Source organism: Formosa sejongensis (genome assembly GCF_033447105.1).
Classification (GTDB): Bacteria; Bacteroidota; Bacteroidia; order Flavobacteriales; family Flavobacteriaceae; genus Formosa.
Genome location: NZ_JAWQUN010000010.1, coordinates 1 through 19,786, shown reverse-complemented (window position 1 = coordinate 19,786; position 19,786 = coordinate 1). Strand labels below are relative to the sequence as shown.

Genomic DNA, 19,786 nt, shown 5'->3' with positions numbered 1-19,786 from the left:
TAACCATGGAAACTACCTTAGAACAATTAAAATATCCAATCGGACAATTTCAATGTCCAGAACTTATTACAGCAAAGCATCTTGATAATTGGATAGATGTTTTAAACCAATTTCCAACACGACTAAATGCGTTGGTAAAACCGTTAACCGATTTTCAATTAGATACCGAATATCGTCCAGGTGGGTGGACTATTAGGCAATTGGTGCATCACACCGCAGATAGTCACCACCATAGTTATACCCGTTTTAAATGGAGCTTAACAGAAGATAATCCTGTAATTAAAGCTTATAATCAAGATGATTGGTCTAACTTGGAAGATGCCATTAATGCGCCTGTAAGTATGTCTTTAATGCATATAGAGGCGGTTCATAAACGATTGGTATATCTCCTGAAATCTTTAAATGATAAAGACTTAGAACGAAGTTTTATTCATCCGGAAACAAATAAAAAAGTAACTATAAAGGAGAACATAGGTATGTATGCTTGGCATAGTAGCCATCATTTTACACATATTGTAAAAGCTCTGGAGCGTAAAGGTTGGGCTAAGCTTTAAACCATTTTATATTACAACCTATACTAGGTTTTTGTGGTTCTAAATTGGTCTGTTTTTGTATAATACAATCTAAAGCATGACGAATATCTTTTCCTGTAACAGGGATCGTATTTCCGGGTCTAGAATCGTCTAATTGTCCTCTGTATTTAAGTATTAGATCAGAATCAAAAACATAAAAATCTGGTGTGCAAGCGGCATCGTAAGCACGAGCAATGGTTTGGGTTTCATCAAACAAATATGGGAAATTGTAATTTTCGTTTTCTGCTACTAATTTCATTTTATCGGGAGCATCCTGTGGATAATTCTCAATATCGTTACTAGAAATAGCAATGCAATTTACACCCTGAAGTTTGTAATGATTTGCCAATTGCACAAGTTGTGGGTTCACATGAATTACAAACGGACAGTGGTTACAGATAAAAAATATAACCGTTGCAGTTTTACCTTTTAAATTTTCTAAAGATAGTTTCTCATTGGAAACAGTATCCAATAAATTGAAATCAGGAGCTTTGGTGCCTAAAGGCATCATATTAGAAGGTGTATTGGACATGATTCTGTTTTTTCCAAAGTTCGTAATTATTTGTACTTTTAAAAAATGAAAACAACTATAAATTTTGAAGATTTTAGTGCTGTCGATTTGAGAGTAGGAACTATAATTGAAGTTAATGATTTTCCTGAAGCGAGACATCCAGCCTATCAGCTTGTTATAGACTTCGGGAATTTGGGTGTTAAAAAAACGTCGGCTCAAATTACTACTTTATATAAAAAATCGGATTTATTAAACAGACAAATTGTAGCTGTTGTAAATTTTCCTAGAAAACAAATTGGTAAGTTTATGAGTGAATGTTTAGTGTTAGGAGCTGTTAAGGCTAAAGATGTAATGTTATTACATCCAGAACAACAGGTTAAAAACGGAACTTCTGTGCTTTAATTTATGCAAGATATAGATCAAGTACAAGTGAATTTTGATAGTGATGCGCTTTGGGTAATGAATATTGCCTTGGCAGTTGTTATGTTTGGTGTGGCTTTAGGGATTTCTGTAAATGATTTTAAAAGTTTATTGAAAGAGCCAAAAGTTGTTTTAATTGGAATTCTATCTCAATTCGTTTTATTGCCATTTATTACATTTTTAGTGATTTTAGCCGTAAAACCACTACCTAGTATTGCCTTGGGAATGATGATGGTCGCAGCTTGTCCAGGTGGTAATGTTTCAAATTTCATGACCCATTTAGCGAAGGGAAATGCAGCGTTATCTGTAAGTTTAACTGCCTTTTCTACATGTATTGCTTTGGTCATGACGCCATTTAATTTTCAATTCTATGGTAATTTATACGAACCTACATCTTACTTGTTAAAAGAAGTCGCTTTAAGTCCGATGGATTTAATTAAAGTGGTGCTTTTAATTGTAGGAATACCTTTGTTTGTGGGTATATTTGTACGTTATTATACACCCAGACTTGCTATTAAGCTCTCTAAAATACTTCAGCCATTTTCAATACTTGTATTTATTGTGATTGTTGGTATTGCATTTTCTAAAAATATTGATGTTTTTAAGACTCATATTTTAGATGTTTTCTATTTGGGTGTCGGACATAATATTCTGGCGCTAGCGTTAGGTTTTTATGTTGCTAAAGGTTTTAAATTGTCTTTTAAAAATCAGAAAACATTAGCGTTAGAAACAGGTATTCAAAATTCTGGATTGGGACTTGTTTTGATATTTACCTTTTTTGATGGGTTAGGAGGGATGGCAATTATTGCCGCATTTTGGGGGATATGGCATATTATTTCAGGATTATTATTAGCCTTTTATTGGGCTAAACAAACTAAGATTATACATGAGATTAAAACAGTTTAGATTATACCTAGTAAGATTATATGTTTCAATAGGTTTTTTCTTTTATTATAAAAAAATAGGTGTAAAGGGTCAAGAATTTGTACCTGACAACAAACCGGTGTTAATATTGTCTAATCATCAAAATGCATTGATAGATCCGTTGCTTATCGCTACTAAATCTGGACGTTTTTGTTACTATTTAACACGTGCAGCGATTTTTAAAAATCCATTGTTGGCTAAGGTTTTAAAAGGTGTACAGATGCTTCCTGTATATCGTGCTCGTGATGGTTGGCAAGCTATTGCAAAAAACAATGCCATTTTTGAGACCTGCAAAGGGTTGCTTAAAGATCACGAAGCACTTGTTGTTTTTCCTGAAGGTAGCCACAGCTTAAAAAGAAATGTGCGCCCATTAAGTAAAGGCTTTACGCGTATTATTTTAGATACATTAGAAACTTATCCTGATTTGGATTTACAATTATTACCCGTTGGTGTAAACTATCGAAATGCTAAAGAATTTGGAGATAGTGCATTGTTAAATATAGGGAAGCCTATTGCCGCAAAACGCTATATGCATTTAGAGAAAACGGAAGCTGTTAAAGCCTTAAAACAAGATATTCAAAAAGAGATTCAATTACTTACGACTCATATTACTGTGGATTATGAAGAAGTCTCAATGATTTTAGATGATGTACAAGCTGATTATTTAAATCCAGAAGCCATTAATCATTATATAGAGCACAATGAAAAACGGCCGGATTTTAAATATAAAACATCTGTTTTAGAACCTTTTGGCCTGGTTTTTAAACTGTTTTTAAAAGTAGTGTTATTACCCGTTTACGTTTTGTGGAAGTTGGTGCTGCAACCCCAAATTAAGGAGAAGGAATTTACTACGACCTTTAGGTACGGAGTGGGATTAACACTTGTACCCATTTGGTTACTTATAGTGCTTTTGGTTATTGGTGTTAATTTTGGTTGGGCTATAGCTTTTGGGAGTCTATTAGGAATTTTAGGAATAGCGCTTTTAGCAGTGAAATTATAGTTGAATACAACGTATAAAAAAACCGTTGCTTTTGCAACGGTTTAATATCTTGATATGTCAGTTTTAATTAAATATCTTCAAAACTGATATCTGTAAATTTTTCAGCAGAATTGTGAGCAGCCTCTACAACTTCTTCTGTTTGATTATCTTCATATTCTTTTTTGAAATCTTTTTGATGACGTTCACTAATTACTTCATCTCCTTTTTCATCAATAATATAATCGGTCATTTCATTTAAAATATCTCTAAACTCAGAAAAATCTTCTTTGTATAAATATATTTTGTGTTTTTTGTAGTGATACGACCCGTCGTCGTTTGTAAATTTTTTACTTTCAGTAATTGTTAAATAATAATCTCCTGCTTTAGTCGCTCTAACATCAAAAAAATATGTTCGTCTCCCAGCTCTTAATACTTTAGAAAAAATCTCCTCTTTCTCCATCATGTCATTAGTATCCATACTCATATTTACTATTAATAAGATTTAAAATGTTTTATTCAAGTTGCTAATAATTTTATAAACGTAAATCAATTTCCTTTCAAAAATCTAAAAAAAAGAAACACTAAACAACAATTTACGATATTTCTTTTTCACTAAGTTGCTTTAAATATAAGGTTTTATAATAGCCGTCGATGTTTATTAATGTGTTATGTGAACCTTGTTGAATGATTCTACCGTCGTCTAAAACAATAATCTTATCAGCATTTTTAGCAGAAGACACTCTATGACTTACTATTATAGTTGTTTTTCCTGAAGCTACTTTGTATAAGTTTTTAAGAATTTTTTCTTCGGTTTCTGTATCTACAGCCGACAAGCAATCGTCGAACAATAATATTTTCGGATCTTTAATTATTGCTCTCGCAATAGACACACGTTGCTTTTGTCCGCCAGAAAGGGTAATCCCACGTTCACCTAAAACGGTGTCGTAACCTTTAGCGAATTTTGAAATATTACCGTGTACCTGAGCCAGTTTTGCAGCCTTAATAACATCTTCGTCTGTAGCATCTTCTTTTCCGAATTTAATATTGTTCTTTATTGTATCAGAAAACAAGAATGCATCTTGTGGCACATAACCTATACTATCCCTTAAGCTATATAAATTAAGCTGATCTATAGTTACATTATCAATAAGGAGATCTCCACTATTACAGTCGTATAAGCGTCCAATAAGATCTAAAATTGACGATTTACCAGAACCTGTTTTTCCTATAATTGCTAAAGTTTCTCCATGATTTATAGAAAAACTAACATCTTTTAAAGCCTGAATATTAGTGTCGTCGTAAGTGAAAGATACATTTCGAAATTCAATATTTCCATTGATTTTTGAAGGTGCTTCTGTATTGTTTTTTATTTCAGGTTCTAGCTCTAAAAATTCATTTATACGTTTTTGAGATGCTTCAGCTTGTTGAATAATTGAAGTTACCCAACCCACAGTAGCAACAGGCCACGTTAACATGTTTACATAAATAATAAACTCAGCAATAGTTCCTAGACTTTCAATTTCACCATCAATATATTGTTTCCCACCAACATAAATCACAATTAAATTACTCATACCAATAAGTAAAACCATCATTGGGAAAAATAGGGCCTGAATACGGACTAGAGCTAATTGTTTTTGTTTACTGCCTTCGGAAAGTATTTCAAAATTCTCTGATGTTAGTGGTTCTATTCCATTCGCTTTAATAACCGAAATTCCGCTGAAACTCTCTTGTGTAAACGTAGAGAGTTTGGATAAATACACTTGTACAATAGTACTGCGTTTGTGTATTTCTTTACTTAATCTATAAATAGCAATAGATAAAATTGGTAGCGGTAAAACGGTATATAATGTAAGAGAAGGTGCTTCGCTATACATATATAATAGTGCAATTACAAAAAGTGTAATCGTATTAATAGTGTACATAATGGCTGGGCCAGCATACATACGTACACGACTTACGTCTTCACTAATCCGATTCATTAAATCGCCAGTTCTGTTTTTCTTATAGAAATTTAAAGAAAGCCTTTGGTATTGTTGATAGATTTCATTTTTTAAATCGAATTCTATATGGCGCGACATATTAATAATAGTTTGTCGCATTAAGAACGTAAAAACACCAGCAATTAAGGCGGCACCAATAATGTAAAGAATGTCTTCTAAAAGTTCTGTGCGTACTACAGATACTTCTGTAATTATACCTTGATTATAGTCTTCTACCACATTAAAAATTTCTCTTACAAAACGCGGGGTAAACAGCATAAAGATGCGTGCTATAATCGTAATTACAATTCCTATAAGTAATTGATATTTATATTTAAGAAAGTATTTGTTGAGGTGTTTAAGGGCTTTCATTAACCGATGTAATTTTTTTAACTTTAAATTATTCTTTATTTAACGATGATATGTTTGAAAATATAATAATATTGATATAGATTTGCATCAAGTTTTTATTAATATATCAAAACAATCAATAATAATTAATACATAATTAAAAATGGTTTCAGAGGTTTTAAATGCAAATGAACTGTATAAAGTTGATCCAGTGTTCGGTCAACATTCATTTAATAATCATGAGCAAATTGTTTTTTGCAATGACAAAGATACAGGTTTAAAAGCAATTATTGGTATTCATAACACGGTATTAGGACCTGCTTTGGGAGGAACTAGAATGTGGAATTATAATAATGAATGGGAGGCACTAAACGATGTATTGCGTTTGTCTCGAGGAATGACTTATAAAGCTGCCGTTACTGGTTTAAACTTAGGTGGAGGTAAAGCTGTTATTATAGGTGATGCTAAAACACAAAAAACACCGGAATTAATGAGGAAATTCGGTGAATTTGTAAACTCTTTAAGTGGGAAATATATTACTGCAGAAGATGTTGGAATGGAAACATCTGATATGGATTTGGTTCGCGAAGTAACACCTTATGTTACTGGTATATCTGAATCTAAAGGTGGTGCAGGAAATCCATCTCCTGTTACAGCTTATGGTGTGTATATGGGAATGAAGGCTGCTGCGAAATTTAAATTCGGAACAGATAATCTTGAAGGTAAGTCTATTTTAGTTCAAGGAATTGGTCATGTTGGTGAAACATTAGTAGACTATTTAACTAAAGAAGGAGCTAAAGTTATTATTAGCGATATTAGTGAAGAGCGTTTAGAAGCAGTAAGTAAATTATACGGAGCAACAATTTACAGAGGTACAGATTTATATAGTGAAGCTGTAGATATTTATGCACCATGTGCTTTAGGTGCGACTATAAACGACGAAACTGTAAATAAAATTCAAGCTCAGGTTATTGCTGGAGCGGCAAACAATCAACTAGCTAACGAGCAAGTTCACGGTGTTATTTTACAAAATCGTGGAATTGTTTATGCACCAGACTTTTTAATTAATGCAGGTGGTATTATTAATGTATATGCAGAAATTGAAGGATATGGTAAGGCTGAAATTATGAGTAGAACTCAAAATATCTATAATACAACATTAGATATACTTAATAATGCCGATATTCATAAAATTACAACAAATCAAGCCGCTTTAAATGTTGCTAAAGCTAGAATTGAAGCAAGAAAAAAAGAGACTAATAAATAATGTTATTTGCTTAAAAATCGTATTTTTGCAGGCGAAAGTTTTTTTAACTTTCGCCTTTTTTATTAAAATAAATGCCATTAAGGCTATCATTCATGCTCCTGTAAGGGAGGTTAAAAGTTCTTTGTAACTATGCTTAATAGAAGACATATTCGCGTAAAAGTAATGCAAACCATCTATGCCTTTAAAGGTGGTGAAAGTGATGATTTTAAAAACGATCAAAAGTTTTTACTTAATAGTTTTGACGATATGTATCATTTATATCTGTTACAATTATCACTACTTATTGAGGTTCAAAAACGAGTAGAAAGTCATATCGATAAATCGCTGTTAAAGCATCTTGCAACTTCCGAAGATAAAGATCCCAATAGAAAACTTGTTAATAATAGAGTCCTTCAATTATTAAGACAAAATCGCCTTCTAGAAGATACGATTAGAACTTATGGTGTAAACAATTGGGAATTGGATAACGAATATGTAGATGTTATCTTTAAAGCCATTGTTTCAAGCGAAATTTATGCAGATTATATGAAAACACGTACCTCAGATTTTAAAGAGGATAAGAGTTTTATAGTCAATGTTTACAAAGAAATTATTGCTCCAAACGAAAAACTTTACGATTATTTAGAAGATAAAAATTTAACTTGGTTGGACGATTTACCTACTGTAAATACAACCATCCTTAAGTTATTGCGTAAATCTAAACCAGATGTTGCCGAGTCTTATTTTATTCCAAAATTATATAAGGATTTAGACGATAAGGCATTTGGAGTAAGCTTATTTAAAAAGACGATTTTAAGCCAGACTAAATTAAACGCTGAAATCGATAATAAAGCAACAAACTGGGAGGCAGAGCGTATTGCACAAATCGATTATATTTTAATGCAAATGGCTGTTTGCGAGATTTTAAATTTTCCTTCTATTCCCGTTAAAGTTACAATAAACGAATATTTAGAAATTGCCAAAGAATATTCTACACCTAAAAGTAGCATCTTTATAAATGGTATTTTAGATAAATTAGTGAAGGAATATCAGGAAAAAGGAACTTTAAATAAAGTAGGGAGAGGGTTGATGTAGTTATAAATTATTAGTACATTTATCACTTTAAAAAAAATATTTATTATGAAAAAAATAATGCTAGGATTAGGCGCTTTTTGCTTAATCGCTTTTACAGCTTGTAAAGAGGACGCTTCTAAAAAAGTAAATGAAGAAAATGTGGTAGTAGCTGCAGAACGCGATGCTAACTCATCAAAGTTTCCTCAAATTTCCTTTACAGAAACTGAACATGATTTTGGAACAATTGAATCTAAAGCTGCTGTTGAAACAGTTTTTGAATATAAAAATACTGGAGAATCTCCTTTAGTAATTTCAAATATTGCAAGTTCTTGTGGTTGTACAGTTCCTCAAGATTGGAGTAAAGCACCTTTAGCACCAGGAGAAAGTGGAAAATTCACTGTTAAATTTAATGGTTCAGGAGCTAATAATGTAACTAAAACAATTACAATTACTTCTAATACAGAATCAGGTAAAGAGATGGTTAAGATAAAAGCTTTTGTTAAGCCAGATCCTAACGCACCAGTGAAATCAACTCCAACAGCAACTCCTCTAATTCAATCTTAAAATAATGGAAGGTATAAGTCAATTTTTACCGTTTATATTAATGTTTGTGGTTGTGTATTTCTTTATGATTGCACCACAAATGAAACGTCAGAAAAAAGAAAAAAAATTCGCTAACGAGTTAAAACGTGGAGATCGTGTAGTTACTAAAAGTGGTATGCATGGAAAAGTTATCGACTTAAACGAGAAAGATAATACTTGCGTTATTGAAACACTTGCAGGGAAAATTAAATTTGAACGCTCTTCTATTTCTATGGAAATGAGTGCAAGTTTAAACAAAACAGAAGTGACTAAATAATTTTAGTTTTAAATATATTAAAAAGGCTATCCAATTGGGTAGCCTTTTTTTTGCATCTAATCGAATTTTGATAGCATGTTAAAATGAATTATATTTAGATAAACAAAAACATATTACATTGAAAAAAATAGTCTCAGCTTTAAACCTTATTTTATTAGTATTACTAGTGTCGTGTAATACATCCGATGATGGATCCAGTACTATTATAGACCTCCCTTATTTTGATAGTCTAAATGTGCAGGATAATATTACTTTAATTTTAATTTCTGGTCCAAATCAAGTTGTAGAACTGTATGGAGATGGAGACCTAAATACTGTCGATTTATTTGTAGATAATGGCGAGTTAATAATGTCTGCTGTAAGTAGCGAAGCGAGTAATGTCGTGGTTTATGTAGCTCACCCAGATATTAACAATATTCTAGTTCAAAACAATGGTATTGTTCAGTTTGATAATTATTTTACAACCACAGCTTCAGAATTATATATTACAGGATTAGATGCCGCACAAATTTTTAACGAATATGAAATGAATGTAAATACTCTTGATGTATTATTAGAAAATGCTGCTAAAATGGCGTTGTTAAATTTACAATCAGAGGAATTGTATGTTCATTTGTCAGATGGTAGCCGTTGTAACATTCAAGGTTTTGCAACCAATCAATTTATAGATTTAAACAATGGCTGCCGGTTTAATTTAGACTTTCCTATTCAAGGATGGGATATAACTTCTCCTATTCAGAGTACCAATTGTACAATCACAACAGATAATGGTGGAAATGGTTGGGTACAAGCAACAAACACCCTCACTGCAACCGCGAGTAATGGGAGTAGAGTTTTTTATCAAGGTGTGCCTAACGTATTAAATGCAGTAGAAATTAATGGAGGTAGGGTAGAACAAATGGATTTTTAATATCCGAATACATCAAAATATAAAAGGTCTAAATGAAAACTCCTTTAGACCTTTTATATTTCAGATAATTTATAACTATTCGTTAAAAAAACCAATAACATCATTTATTTTAGAGGTATCAATATCTCCCTTTTCTAATACTTTAGCTAACGACATAATTTGCGAAGGTTTCATGTCGTTTCCAAGTACTCTTAAAATACCAAATCCGGTATCTTTAGCATTTCCGTAAACGATTAATTCTTCAATAGATTCATCATTATCGCCAAGATATTTTAAAGTAAATTTACCGCCGTGATTATTAATAACCATTAGCTCGTTATAGGCTTTATTATTTAAAATAAGTTCAACTTTTTCCTTTTCAGCTTCATAAGCTTCTGGCTCGGTTGCTACTTTTTTGTAACCTAAAAAGTTTAAACGTTTTATAGAATTATAAGCCGTTTTCTGATCCTCGTTTAGCTTCGATTGATCTAAATTTATAACAGATAGAGGTAAATCTACTGTCGTAAAATTTGGAGATTCTTGGTGGTCTACAATATAAGTTTGTAAGGTTGGTTCAGAATTACAACTTGTAAGTAATAGTCCGAAACAGAACGTAATTGCGATAATATATTTATAAGATTTCATGGTTTATATAAGGTTGTAAACCGAGTTCTCATGTTTAAAATTAGAACTCGGTTAAAGTGAATTTATTTTTGATTTTTTAAATGTTCTCCACCTGGAATATTCATTTTACTGGTCAGTTTAGAGATTTCGTTTAAATTTATATCTCCTGTTAAAAGCGCAACTACAGTTTCAATTTCGCGATTTTGTCCATTTATCTCAATGTTAGCATCTTTGGTTAATTCGCCTATACCGTTTACAAAAATCAGGAGTTCATTTACATGGTCTGCATCACGTCCTTCTTTGACATAAAATTTTACTTCTTGACCATTATCTTTCACTTCCATAAGTTCTTCTAAACCTCCTTTTTGAGAAGTCATCCATTTAGAAATATCTGCAGCTATTGCTTTATCGTCTGTAATTATGGTTTTAAAACTAGTAATACTATTTACCATATTTAGATATGCTTGCGATTCGGCATCGTCTGTGCTAATATCTAATTTAGCCAACATCTGAAACATTTTAGGTTTAATGTTAACATAGGTTACATTCGGGTTTTCGCTGTACTTTTCGAAAATAGATTGCGCCATCATACTTGCAGGAAGTAAAACCATTGCAAGAGCAAATAAGATTATTTTTTTAGTCATTGTTTTGGGGTTTTTATTTATAATAGTTTTCATAATTTTTTATTTATTGTTTTTAAAAATAATGTTCGAGCTTTGCTCTAATTCGGTAATATAGCCTACTGTTGCCATGCCTTCATTATATGGTTTTAAGTAGTTCATAGTTGCCGCTCCTTTATTTAAAGATGCAGAAATAAGCTCTAAAGACTTTATAACTTCTTCGTAAGCCAATTGCGGATCTTGAATGGTACCCAAATCATCTTCTGTGGTGGTTATGTTTAGGGTAGAATTAAAATAAAATCCTAACATTAATACGGCTACAGCTGCGACAGTTAACCACGAATACATTGCTGTTTTTTTAGTCTTTAGTGGAATGTCTTTAGTAAACGTTTCATGCTGATTGGCTTTAAAATAAGCAAATAAAGGTCTGTAAGATTCTAAATGCGGTGCTATATGTTCCTGAGAAAAGTAGTCTTTTAATAAGGCTTCCTCTTTTAAAGACGTCTCACCGTTTTCATACTTTTCTAATAACTGTTCTATATTATTTAATACCATAATTATGTGTATTAGTTAATTGTTCTCTAATTGTTTTTCTTGCTCTAGATAATGCGACTCTTACTGCTGTGTTTTTCATATCTAGCATTTTCGAAATTTCATCTAAATCATATTGTTCAATATCTCTTAATTGAATAACCAAGCGCTGTTGTTCGGGTAAGGTTTCAATTATTTTACCAACCCAATCTAAACTGTCTGTCGTTTCAACTTGTTTCTCAAGACTCGTTTTGTGGTCTTCATAATTACTATGTACTATTTTTAAATTTTGTGCTTGCTTCGATTTTAACTTATCAAAACATAAATTTTTTGTCATGGTCATCGAAAATGCTTCCACATTTTTATACGATTCTATTTGTTTTTTATTCGACCATAATTTTAATAATACCTCTTGCGTAGCATCTTCAGCTTCTTCATTCGAAATAAGTAAACGTTTAGCTAAACGATAAACTTTATCCTTAAAAGGCAATACGATATTTAAAAATTCTGACTGAGTCATGTTTGTGGTTGATTCTTAATCTACTTGTGGTTATTAATATTACGACGACCCATTTTATTATTTGTTACAAAATATTTTTAAACTGATGTTAATTCAAGTAAATTTAACCATTATACCCAAATTAAATATGCGATATTTTAAACCTTTTCTCTATATATGTGTCATGTGCTTTTGCTTCAGCAGTTGTGCTGAAGACTACGATGATTATCCTGTTACAGCTACAGAAATAAATGATTTTGTTTGGAAGGGGATGAATGCATATTACTTATATAAGGAAGATGTTTCTGATTTGTCTGATGGCCGATTTGCTACTAATTCTGCATATCAGAGTTATTTAAACGAATTTTCTAATCCAGAAGATTTGTTTTACAATCTATTGTATAATCGAGAAACTGAAGATCGTTTTAGTTGGATTACCGACGATTATATTGCGCTTGAGCAACAATTTAATGGGGAATCTTTAAACCATGGTATGGAATATGGTTTGGTGAAATTAAAATCTAGCAATACCGTTTTTGGCTTTGTACGTTATATTTTGCCTGTTAGTGATGCAGAAAGAAAAGGTTTAAAGCGAGGTGATATTTTTAATCGTGTAGATGGTGTGGCATTGTATTATAATTCAGCTTCAGATACCAATATAGGATTAATGCAAGGGCAGTCGTATAGTTTAGGGTTTGCAACTTATAATAATAACGGAACTGAAAAAATCGATGATGATTCCGTTGAAAGTATAAACACTGAAATTGCTTTAGTTAAATCTAACTATACCGAAAACCCTATTTACGATCAGAAAATTTTAGAAGTTAGCGGAAAGAAAGTTGGGTATTTAATGTACAACGGATTTACAGGAACAGATACTTTCGATTCTCAATTAAATACTGTTTTCGGAACTTTTAAAAGTGAAGGGATTACCGGTTTAGTTTTAGATTTAAGATATAATCCTGGTGGTTCTGTAAGTACAGCGACTTGGTTAGCGTCTATGATTACCGGACAATTTACAGGCGACGTTTTTGTTAAAGAACAATGGAATAGCGATTGGCAAACGTATTTTGAAACAAACGATCCAGATGCTTTATTAAATCCATTTGTAGATGTTATGGAAAAACGAAATTCATCCAATTCTGTTACTTTTAGCGAAAACTTAAATCATTTAAATCTTAATAAGGTATATGTAATTACCACTAAAAGCACGGCTTCTGCTAGCGAACTTATTATTAACGGATTAACACCATATATAAATGTAGTTCAAGTTGGGGATATTACTGTTGGTAAATATCAAGCGTCTCGTACACTTTACGATTCGCCTACATTTAGTAAATCGGAAGTGAATCCTACCCATACTTATGCTTTGCAACCTTTAATTTTTAAATCGCTTAACGCAGATGGCAAGACGGACTATTTTGAGGGTTTAGATCCGGATATTTTTTTAAAAGAAGATTACGGTAATTTAGGTGTTTTGGGAGATGTAAACGAGCCATTATTGGCAGCAGCATTATCCAATATATCTGGAACAGGTAGAAAACTATTCAATACAGAAACTTCGGAATTAAAAGAATTAAGTAACAGCAAATCTCTTCAGCCGTTGCCAAATGCCATGTATGTAGATTAAATTTTTGAAATGAATAAAACCTATTTTAATTGGAGTACAGGAAAAGACTCCGCTTTGGCTTTGTATGAATTATTACAAGATGGAACACATTCGGTAGATAAATTAGTAACTACTGTAAATTCTCATTTTAATCGCGTGTCTATGCATGGTTTGCGTATCGAATTATTGAAAGCACAAACCGATGCTATCGGACTTCCTGTACAATATATAGAATTACCAGAACATCCGGATATGGAGGATTATAATGCTATTATGATAACTGCTACAAATGCATTGAAAGCTGAGCATTTTACATATTCAGCTTTTGGTGATATTTTTTTAGAAGATTTAAGATTTTATAGAGAATTCCAATTGATGGAAGTAGGCTTGAAATGTGTGTTTCCGCTATGGAAACGCGATACGAAACAGTTAATGACTGAGTTTTTAAATTTAGGATTTAAAGCAATAGTAGTTTGTGCCGATGCAAAGTATTTTAAACAAGATTTTGTGGGAACCATTTTAAGTCAGGATGTTATTGATGCTTTACCAACAGGAGTTGATCCGTGTGGCGAAAACGGAGAATTCCATACCTTTTGTTTTGATGGTCCGTTGTTTAAAACAGCAATCCCATTTAAAATAGGAGCGAAGACCTATCGTGAATATCCTGCGCCAAATGCCAAAACAAAAGCTGCTGGGTTTTGGTATTGCGATTTAATTAATACCAATTAGACAACTTTTATTCTGCCTCGAAAACAGTATGTTGGTAAGCGCCCAAATCTGGTGCAGCTGTTCTGTTTTTATTCAATATATCTAAAGGAACTTGATTTGCAAACACTAAATTACCTTGGTCTATAGCTTTAGAGTCTTCACCAATAATTAATTGATTTGTATTTGGATCTTTAAATTCAGGGTTTTCATTAAAAATCATGTTTTCGTAATGTGTCGTGTCATCAAAATCGTAGTTTGGTCCTGTAAAATTATTACTAGACGAGTTTTGAAAAAGTGCTAAACAATTCGTGAATTTAAAATTAAACACGACTTCATCGTCTTCTAATTCATCAATAATAAATTCTGGATTATCATTTCCGTAAATAATGCAATTATTAAAATTAGCTTCAGTTAAATCTGCTAAATATGCGGTGTTCTCTTCATCTAAGGTATAATTATTAATTAATAACGCTGGATATTGTCTGAAGCTATTGCTCCAATAATTAACAATTGTAGACTGTGTTACATTATATCGTCCGCCTAAAGTTGCAGCAAAAGAAGATTGCCCACTGTTGTTTATTACTAAATTTTCTGCGGTAATAGACGTGTTTCTTCCCAAAACGCCAAAATTACTACTGTTGTAAATTTGTGTATTTTTAAGGGTTAATTTATTATCGTTTGGGTTGCTCTCACTTAAAATTCCAACCGTTGCATTCTTAATAGTTGCGAAATTAAAAGTATTATTTCTACTGTCTTGGTACAACCAAATGGTCCCCCATTGCCCAGGAACATCAGAGAAAGCAGGTTCTAATCTGTCGCCTTCAAAAACAACTTCATTTTCTAAATTTTCTTGGTCGTAGCTATAGCTTCCGTTAACTTGTAATGATGCACCTTCGCCAACAAATAATCCTGAATTGGCATGGAAATGAAGTCTTGAACCTGCATCAACGGTCATCGTTTTGTTGTTTGGTACTGCAGCATATCCATAAATTACATAAGGTTTGTCGTTTGTGAAGTTTAGTTCTTCCTCAGATAGATAACGCCCTTGGATTTCGGTTTTTACCAGTTCTCCATCGACTTCTACAGTTAAAGTTTCTATGATGCCTTCATCATCTTTACTCGGATAAATAAAAACTGCATCTTTAACTAAAGTGACCAAATCTACTTTTTGTGAGCTTGTTCCCGAAGTAAATTCAATTTCATCTGTATATAGATAAGTCGATTCTGGATTAGAAAAATCACTATAATCTATGGTTGTTTCAATAAAGATATACATACTATCCTTTGCCAAAATCTCAACATTTTCAAATACTTTTCCAGCCATACCGTCTACATTTAAACGATAGTCTGATGCTTCTCCTAGCGCCAATTTAAGCGATGGAATTACGATATCCTGATTGCTATTATTGTAAACTTTTAAGTTATAAGTACTCGAGCCAATATTTGTAAAAATGGTATCTAAATATACGGTGTCTTTAGAAAAAGTAAGCATGCCATTACTTGGTGTGAAATCAAAATCCTTACGACAAGAACTCCAAAGCATTAAAAAAAGACAACATGAAATAAAATAGAAAATACGCTTCATAATAATAAACTGAATCCCGGTTATTGAGATATTAGGTAAAAATATAACTTTTCCTCGATAATCGAGATTTAATTGCTTGAGGTTTATTTCGAAAACAAAAGATCTTTCTATAAGTGACGAGCAATTTTGAATGAAGGTCATTTACAAAGGTTAGGCTTTTGTTTTAAACCGGATTATTGAAATATAGCTTTTACATTTTCAGGAATTCTAGTCGGACGTTTAGTTTCGGTATGGATTAAGCACCAATGCGTTTCGGCAGTGAGAAGGAGCTTATTTGTGTCTTCATGATAAAGTTCTACCACGCGAACAGATTTTACACCAGCTGCTTTTTTTATAAATGTTTTTAAGCGTAATTCATCTCCTAAAAGTGCTTCGCCTTTATAATAAATATGGTGTTCTATAACGACCCAAATATATAATTCTTGCATTTCTGCAGTGGCTGTGTGTTGCCAATGGCCTTTAGCAACATCCTGAATCCATTGTACGTAACGCACGTTATTTACATGGTTTAAATCGTCTAAATCTTCTGCTGTAACGGTAACCTTAAGTTCGAATTCCTTCATGTATTATTCCTTAGGTTTTACAGTTACTTCAAATAATTTGTCCCAACGTTTTCCGGTTACAAATAATGTTTTAGTTGTGGGATTAAAAGCCATGCCATTTAAAACATCTAGCCCTTGGTGTTGTGTTACCTTCTTTTTAAGCGGAGTAAAATCGATAACACCTTCTACAGCTCCATTTTTTGGATTGATAATCGCGACACCATCTTTTTGATAAATGTTCGCATAGATTTTTCCGTTTATCCACTCTAATTCATTTACACGTCCAATTTTTCCTTTGTTGGTATATACTTGTATATAATCCATTTCTTCTAGAGTTTCCGGGTCTAAAATCCAGATTTTCTCGGTGCCATCACTTTTATATAATACTTTACCGTCGTTACAAATTCCCCAGCCTTCTTTACTGTTATTGTATTTAAAGCTAGACTTTTTTTCTAAAGTATTAGCATCGTAAATAAACCCTGTTCCTTTTTGCCATGTTAATTGATATAAATTATCGTTTAAAACAGTTAATCCTTCACCAAAATATTCGTCGGCTAGTTTTACGTTTTTTATAACTTCTCCAGTTTCATAATCTACTTTTCTAAGTTTAGATTCTTTGAATTGTCCAGTACTTTCATACATAGTATCATTATGAAATTCTAAACCTTGAGTGTACGATGTAATATCGTGAGGAAATGTATTTAATAATTCGTACGTATACACTGTAGGATGTTCGTTGTTTAAAATAAGTAGGGGAGAACTTATCGTTTGCGATTCTCCATTAGTATAAACAATCGCTTTTATGTTTTGCTTTCCTAATTTCTGATCGCTTAAATTTATGTTTTCAGGAATCTTAGTATCGTTAATAAAATAAGCAACCGAATCTATTTGAAGGTTTTTCGGGTTCCTTACAGTGAGTTTTAAGTCCTCATGAAGCGAAATTCCATTACCTGGAGCATTAGTTTGTAAGGAAAAGTCACTTTTTTTATCATTTGAACTACTTCCGCAAGAAAATATTGAAACGGATAAAAATATGATAGTGAGTATGTTGCTTGCTTTCATTTGTAATTTTTAATTTTAAGCAAGTTATTTATTTAAAATCAGTTTAGAAAATCATTGTGTAAAAATAAAAAGAATGTATCTTTGCAGCGGCAAGTCCTACACAACTAGCTCCTGTTGAATCCTCCAGGGCGGGAACGCAGCAAAGGTAAATGGTCGTAGCAGTGTGATGTAGGTAGCTTGCCTTTTTTTATGCCTTATAGTTTCCTAAATTTCTCTTTATATTTCCCTATTTAAAATCGTATTTTTACCAACTTAATCAGAGTAATGTTTTATGTCTAAAGTGGTTTTAATTACAGGTGGTTCTTCAGGGATAGGAAAATCTATTGGAGAGTACCTAACAGAAAAAGGATTCAAGGTCTATGGTACCAGTCGGTCGCCAGAGCGTTATACCACAAGTAAATTTCCCATTTTAAAATTAAATTTAAGAGATGGATCTACCATTTCAAATTGTGTGCAAACACTTTTAGAAAAGGAAGGCCAAATAGATGTTGTTATAAATAACGCAGGTGTTGGAATAACAGGTCCGATAGAGGAAATTCCGTTAGAAGAAATGAAAAGCCATTTCGATACCAATTTCTTTGGTCCGTTAGAAGTCATTAAAGCTGTTTTACCACAAATGCGAAAGCAACATAACGGATTAATAATAAACGTAACGTCTATTGCAGGATATATGGGATTACCATATCGCGGAATTTATAGTGCCAGTAAAGGTGCTTTAGAATTGGTGACAGAAGCATATAGAATGGAGTTGAAAGACTTCAATATAAAAATGACAAATGTTGCACCTGGCGATTTTGCAACCAATATAGCGTCAGGCCGATACCATTCTCCAATCAAAGAAAATTCACCTTACAAAATACCATACGGAAATACCTTAGAAATAATGAACTCTCATGTCGATTCTGGGAAAGATCCTCAAATTATGGCCAATGCTATTTTTAGAATCATTTCTACAAGCGATCCCAAAATACATTATAAAGTAGGGGAGTTTATGCAGAAGTTCTCTATAGCATTAAAACGTATTTTACCAGATAAGATGTACGAAAAACTGATTTTAAGACATTACAAACTTTAGTCAGTAAACGTTTTCGTAAATAATTGATGTTATTTTATAGTATTGGCAGATTTAATACCCTGAATATTGTAAATTAGCAACATAGAAAATACAACCAAAATTAAATTTAGAATAATGAAGTTTTTTATTGATACAGCAAATTTAGACCAAATTAAAGAAGCACAAGAACTAGGTGTTCTTGACGGAGTTACTACAAACCCATCTTTAATGGCGAAAGAAGGAATTACAGGTCACGATAATATTTTAAAACATTATGTAGACATTTGTAATATTGTTGAAGGTGATGTAAGTGCCGAAGTTATTGCTACAGATTTTGAAGGTATGGTTAGAGAAGGAGAAGCTTTAGCTGAATTACACGAGCAAATTGTTGTAAAATTACCAATGATTAAAGATGGTATTAAAGCATGTAAATATTTTTCTGAAAAAGGAATCAGAACAAATTTAACTTTAGTATTCTCTCCTGGACAAGCGTTATTAGCAGCAAAAGCAGGAGCAACTTATGTGTCTCCTTTTATTGGTCGTTTAGATGATATCTCTACTGATGGTTTAAATCTAATCTCAGAAATTCGTCTTATCTATGATAATTATGGTTTCGAAACTCAAATCTTAGCAGCGTCTGTGCGCCATACGATGCACGTTATCGACTGTGCTAAATTAGGGGCAGATGTTATGACTGGACCATTAAGTTCTATCGAAGGTTTATTAAAGCACCCACTTACAGATAGCGGTTTAGCAAAATTCTTAGAAGATTATCAAAAAGGAAATTAATTCCTAATTGATATAAAATATAAAAATCCTCAACAGACTGTTGAGGATTTTTTTTTGCTTTTTTCTGAACTCTCAAGTTCCTTAACGTTGAATATGTTAAAAGAAATATAACTTTAATTCTATTTTACATATCAAAAGTGATATTGCATATATTTGAATACAACTGCGTGCAAACAATATTTTGTGTTGCATATTAAATTTAGAAACAAACATTTTTTTATGGACAAAATTATGGATCAAGCCTAATTGTTGTGTTTATGCAAAAATAGTAGTTAATCTAAAGAGGAAGAAATCTACATTTTTCACACCTCTAAACTGTGCTCTAAAAGCCTTAATTTTAGCATTGAAAGATTCCG

At 32.2% G+C, this 19,786-nt stretch carries 23 protein-coding genes and 1 other RNA gene; 14 read left to right on the top strand and 10 right to left on the bottom strand.

What is annotated here, in order from left to right; all coding sequences use genetic code 11:
* Window positions 1-5: 5 nt before the first annotated feature.
* Window positions 6-554: a YfiT family bacillithiol transferase gene (locus R6X41_RS11065; protein ID WP_318500237.1), complete on the top strand. Its 549-nt coding sequence runs from the start codon at window positions 6-8 to the stop codon at window positions 552-554.
* Here the strand turns inward: R6X41_RS11065 and R6X41_RS11060 are convergent.
* Window positions 544-1,104, bottom strand: coding sequence for a thioredoxin family protein (locus tag R6X41_RS11060; protein ID WP_318500235.1), 561 nt, complete (start codon window positions 1,102-1,104; stop codon window positions 544-546). The two genes, R6X41_RS11065 and R6X41_RS11060, sit on opposite strands and share 11 nt — an antisense overlap.
* A 45-nt stretch (window positions 1,105-1,149) precedes the next feature.
* Between R6X41_RS11060 and R6X41_RS11055 the strand changes: the two genes are divergently transcribed.
* The 3 genes from R6X41_RS11055 to R6X41_RS11045 are packed head-to-tail and all read left to right on the top strand — an operon-like array spanning window position 1,150 to window position 3,427.
* Complete coding sequence (locus R6X41_RS11055) at window positions 1,150-1,485, top strand: tRNA-binding protein (protein ID WP_318500233.1); 336 nt, start codon at window positions 1,150-1,152, stop codon at window positions 1,483-1,485.
* Between the two features lie 3 nt (window positions 1,486-1,488).
* Window positions 1,489-2,409 (top strand): bile acid:sodium symporter family protein, encoded by a 921-nt coding sequence (locus tag R6X41_RS11050; RefSeq protein WP_318500231.1) that lies wholly within the window; start codon window positions 1,489-1,491, stop codon window positions 2,407-2,409.
* Window positions 2,390-3,427, top strand: a complete 1,038-nt coding sequence (locus R6X41_RS11045) for a lysophospholipid acyltransferase family protein (protein ID WP_318500230.1) — start codon at window positions 2,390-2,392, stop codon at window positions 3,425-3,427. The genes R6X41_RS11050 and R6X41_RS11045 overlap by 20 nt, the downstream gene beginning before the upstream one ends.
* A 67-nt stretch (window positions 3,428-3,494) precedes the next feature.
* Here the strand turns inward: R6X41_RS11045 and R6X41_RS11040 are convergent, their stop codons facing one another.
* A complete protein-coding gene (locus R6X41_RS11040) occupies window positions 3,495-3,884 on the bottom strand; it encodes a PUR family DNA/RNA-binding protein (RefSeq protein WP_318500228.1) in 390 nt (129 codons plus the stop codon).
* A gap of 115 nt (window positions 3,885-3,999) precedes the next feature.
* Entirely contained in the window at window positions 4,000-5,760 is a 1,761-nt protein-coding gene (locus R6X41_RS11035; RefSeq protein WP_318500226.1) for an ABC transporter ATP-binding protein, read from the bottom strand.
* Window positions 5,761-5,902: 142 nt separating this feature from the next.
* Here R6X41_RS11035 and R6X41_RS11030 point away from each other — a divergent pair, with 142 nt between their 5' ends.
* From R6X41_RS11030 to R6X41_RS11010, 5 genes are all read left to right on the top strand, one after another.
* On the top strand, window positions 5,903-7,006 hold the full coding sequence (locus R6X41_RS11030; protein WP_318500224.1) for a Glu/Leu/Phe/Val family dehydrogenase: 1,104 nt from the start codon (window positions 5,903-5,905) through the stop codon (window positions 7,004-7,006).
* A 129-nt stretch (window positions 7,007-7,135) separates the two neighbouring features.
* Window positions 7,136-8,080, top strand: coding sequence for a transcription antitermination factor NusB (nusB, locus tag R6X41_RS11025; protein ID WP_318500222.1), 945 nt, complete (start codon window positions 7,136-7,138; stop codon window positions 8,078-8,080).
* A 45-nt stretch (window positions 8,081-8,125) separates the two neighbouring features.
* Window positions 8,126-8,623 carry a DUF1573 domain-containing protein gene (locus tag R6X41_RS11020; protein WP_318500220.1) on the top strand — a complete coding sequence of 166 codons (498 nt, stop codon included), beginning with the start codon at window positions 8,126-8,128 and terminating at the stop codon, window positions 8,621-8,623.
* Between the two features lie 4 nt (window positions 8,624-8,627).
* Window positions 8,628-8,918: a preprotein translocase subunit YajC gene (gene yajC, locus R6X41_RS11015; protein WP_318500218.1), complete on the top strand. Its 291-nt coding sequence runs from the start codon at window positions 8,628-8,630 to the stop codon at window positions 8,916-8,918.
* A gap of 118 nt (window positions 8,919-9,036) precedes the next feature.
* Window positions 9,037-9,828, top strand: coding sequence for a GIN domain-containing protein (locus tag R6X41_RS11010; protein ID WP_318500216.1), 792 nt, complete (start codon window positions 9,037-9,039; stop codon window positions 9,826-9,828).
* Window positions 9,829-9,903: 75 nt separating this feature from the next.
* Here R6X41_RS11010 and R6X41_RS11005 read toward each other — a convergent pair whose 3' ends face one another.
* The 4 genes from R6X41_RS11005 to R6X41_RS10990 all read right to left on the bottom strand — a co-directional run bounded on the left by R6X41_RS11005 (window position 9,904) and on the right by R6X41_RS10990 (window position 12,102).
* Window positions 9,904-10,452, bottom strand: a complete 549-nt coding sequence (locus tag R6X41_RS11005) for a DUF4252 domain-containing protein (RefSeq protein ID WP_318500214.1) — start codon at window positions 10,450-10,452, stop codon at window positions 9,904-9,906.
* A gap of 62 nt (window positions 10,453-10,514) precedes the next feature.
* On the bottom strand, window positions 10,515-11,108 hold the full coding sequence (locus R6X41_RS11000; protein WP_318500212.1) for a DUF4252 domain-containing protein: 594 nt from the start codon (window positions 11,106-11,108) through the stop codon (window positions 10,515-10,517).
* A gap of 6 nt (window positions 11,109-11,114) precedes the next feature.
* Window positions 11,115-11,606 carry a hypothetical protein gene (locus R6X41_RS10995; RefSeq protein WP_318500210.1) on the bottom strand — a complete coding sequence of 164 codons (492 nt, stop codon included), beginning with the start codon at window positions 11,604-11,606 and terminating at the stop codon, window positions 11,115-11,117.
* Window positions 11,593-12,102 carry an RNA polymerase sigma factor gene (locus R6X41_RS10990; protein WP_318500208.1) on the bottom strand — a complete coding sequence of 170 codons (510 nt, stop codon included), beginning with the start codon at window positions 12,100-12,102 and terminating at the stop codon, window positions 11,593-11,595. The genes R6X41_RS10995 and R6X41_RS10990 overlap by 14 nt, the downstream gene beginning before the upstream one ends.
* 163 nt (window positions 12,103-12,265) lie before the next feature.
* On the opposite strand from R6X41_RS10990, the gene R6X41_RS10985 reads away from it, so the two are divergent.
* On the top strand, window positions 12,266-13,711 hold the full coding sequence (locus tag R6X41_RS10985; protein ID WP_318500206.1) for a S41 family peptidase: 1,446 nt from the start codon (window positions 12,266-12,268) through the stop codon (window positions 13,709-13,711).
* Window positions 13,712-13,720: 9 nt separating this feature from the next.
* Window positions 13,721-14,419: a Dph6-related ATP pyrophosphatase gene (locus R6X41_RS10980; protein ID WP_318500205.1), complete on the top strand. Its 699-nt coding sequence runs from the start codon at window positions 13,721-13,723 to the stop codon at window positions 14,417-14,419.
* Window positions 14,420-14,426: 7 nt separating this feature from the next.
* Here the strand turns inward: R6X41_RS10980 and R6X41_RS10975 are convergent, their stop codons facing one another.
* From R6X41_RS10975 to R6X41_RS10965, 3 genes are all read right to left on the bottom strand, one after another.
* Entirely contained in the window at window positions 14,427-15,983 is a 1,557-nt protein-coding gene (locus R6X41_RS10975; RefSeq protein WP_318500204.1) for a hypothetical protein, read from the bottom strand.
* Between the two features lie 173 nt (window positions 15,984-16,156).
* Window positions 16,157-16,546, bottom strand: coding sequence for an acyl-CoA thioesterase (locus R6X41_RS10970; protein WP_318500202.1), 390 nt, complete (start codon window positions 16,544-16,546; stop codon window positions 16,157-16,159).
* Between the two features lie 3 nt (window positions 16,547-16,549).
* A complete protein-coding gene (locus tag R6X41_RS10965; protein WP_318500200.1) occupies window positions 16,550-17,587 on the bottom strand; it encodes a glutaminyl-peptide cyclotransferase in 1,038 nt (345 codons plus the stop codon).
* An 87-nt stretch (window positions 17,588-17,674) separates the two neighbouring features.
* On the opposite strand from R6X41_RS10965, the gene ffs reads away from it, so the two are divergent.
* The 3 genes from ffs (at window position 17,675) to fsa (ending at window position 19,430) form a co-directional block, all read left to right on the top strand.
* Window positions 17,675-17,773: signal recognition particle sRNA small type (gene ffs, locus R6X41_RS10960), an RNA gene on the top strand.
* Between the two features lie 85 nt (window positions 17,774-17,858).
* On the top strand, window positions 17,859-18,662 hold the full coding sequence (locus R6X41_RS10955) for an SDR family oxidoreductase (RefSeq protein ID WP_318500199.1): 804 nt from the start codon (window positions 17,859-17,861) through the stop codon (window positions 18,660-18,662).
* 114 nt (window positions 18,663-18,776) lie between these two features.
* Window positions 18,777-19,430 carry a fructose-6-phosphate aldolase gene (gene fsa, locus R6X41_RS10950; RefSeq protein WP_318500198.1) on the top strand — a complete coding sequence of 218 codons (654 nt, stop codon included), beginning with the start codon at window positions 18,777-18,779 and terminating at the stop codon, window positions 19,428-19,430.
* Window positions 19,431-19,786 lie beyond the last annotated feature (356 nt).

Coding starts and splice junctions, on each gene's coding strand:
- R6X41_RS10955 (WP_318500199.1), top strand. CDS start 17,859: ATGTCTAAAGTGGTTTTAATTACAGGTGGTTCTTCAGGGATAGGAAAA.
- R6X41_RS10965 (WP_318500200.1), bottom strand. CDS start 17,587: ATGAAAGCAAGCAACATACTCACTATCATATTTTTATCCGTTTCAATA.
- fsa (WP_318500198.1), top strand. CDS start 18,777: ATGAAGTTTTTTATTGATACAGCAAATTTAGACCAAATTAAAGAAGCA.
- R6X41_RS10990 (WP_318500208.1), bottom strand. CDS start 12,102: ATGACTCAGTCAGAATTTTTAAATATCGTATTGCCTTTTAAGGATAAA.
- R6X41_RS11065 (WP_318500237.1), top strand. CDS start 6: ATGGAAACTACCTTAGAACAATTAAAATATCCAATCGGACAATTTCAA.
- R6X41_RS10995 (WP_318500210.1), bottom strand. CDS start 11,606: ATGGTATTAAATAATATAGAACAGTTATTAGAAAAGTATGAAAACGGT.
- nusB (WP_318500222.1), top strand. CDS start 7,136: ATGCTTAATAGAAGACATATTCGCGTAAAAGTAATGCAAACCATCTAT.
- R6X41_RS10975 (WP_318500204.1), bottom strand. CDS start 15,983: ATGAAGCGTATTTTCTATTTTATTTCATGTTGTCTTTTTTTAATGCTT.
- R6X41_RS10985 (WP_318500206.1), top strand. CDS start 12,266: ATGTGCTTTTGCTTCAGCAGTTGTGCTGAAGACTACGATGATTATCCT.
- R6X41_RS11005 (WP_318500214.1), bottom strand. CDS start 10,452: ATGAAATCTTATAAATATATTATCGCAATTACGTTCTGTTTCGGACTA.
- R6X41_RS11060 (WP_318500235.1), bottom strand. CDS start 1,104: ATGTCCAATACACCTTCTAATATGATGCCTTTAGGCACCAAAGCTCCT.
- R6X41_RS10970 (WP_318500202.1), bottom strand. CDS start 16,546: ATGAAGGAATTCGAACTTAAGGTTACCGTTACAGCAGAAGATTTAGAC.
- R6X41_RS11030 (WP_318500224.1), top strand. CDS start 5,903: ATGGTTTCAGAGGTTTTAAATGCAAATGAACTGTATAAAGTTGATCCA.
- R6X41_RS10980 (WP_318500205.1), top strand. CDS start 13,721: ATGAATAAAACCTATTTTAATTGGAGTACAGGAAAAGACTCCGCTTTG.
- R6X41_RS11050 (WP_318500231.1), top strand. CDS start 1,489: ATGCAAGATATAGATCAAGTACAAGTGAATTTTGATAGTGATGCGCTT.
- R6X41_RS11020 (WP_318500220.1), top strand. CDS start 8,126: ATGAAAAAAATAATGCTAGGATTAGGCGCTTTTTGCTTAATCGCTTTT.
- R6X41_RS11040 (WP_318500228.1), bottom strand. CDS start 3,884: ATGGATACTAATGACATGATGGAGAAAGAGGAGATTTTTTCTAAAGTA.
- R6X41_RS11000 (WP_318500212.1), bottom strand. CDS start 11,108: ATGAAAACTATTATAAATAAAAACCCCAAAACAATGACTAAAAAAATA.
- yajC (WP_318500218.1), top strand. CDS start 8,628: ATGGAAGGTATAAGTCAATTTTTACCGTTTATATTAATGTTTGTGGTT.
- R6X41_RS11055 (WP_318500233.1), top strand. CDS start 1,150: ATGAAAACAACTATAAATTTTGAAGATTTTAGTGCTGTCGATTTGAGA.
- R6X41_RS11035 (WP_318500226.1), bottom strand. CDS start 5,760: ATGAAAGCCCTTAAACACCTCAACAAATACTTTCTTAAATATAAATAT.
- R6X41_RS11045 (WP_318500230.1), top strand. CDS start 2,390: ATGAGATTAAAACAGTTTAGATTATACCTAGTAAGATTATATGTTTCA.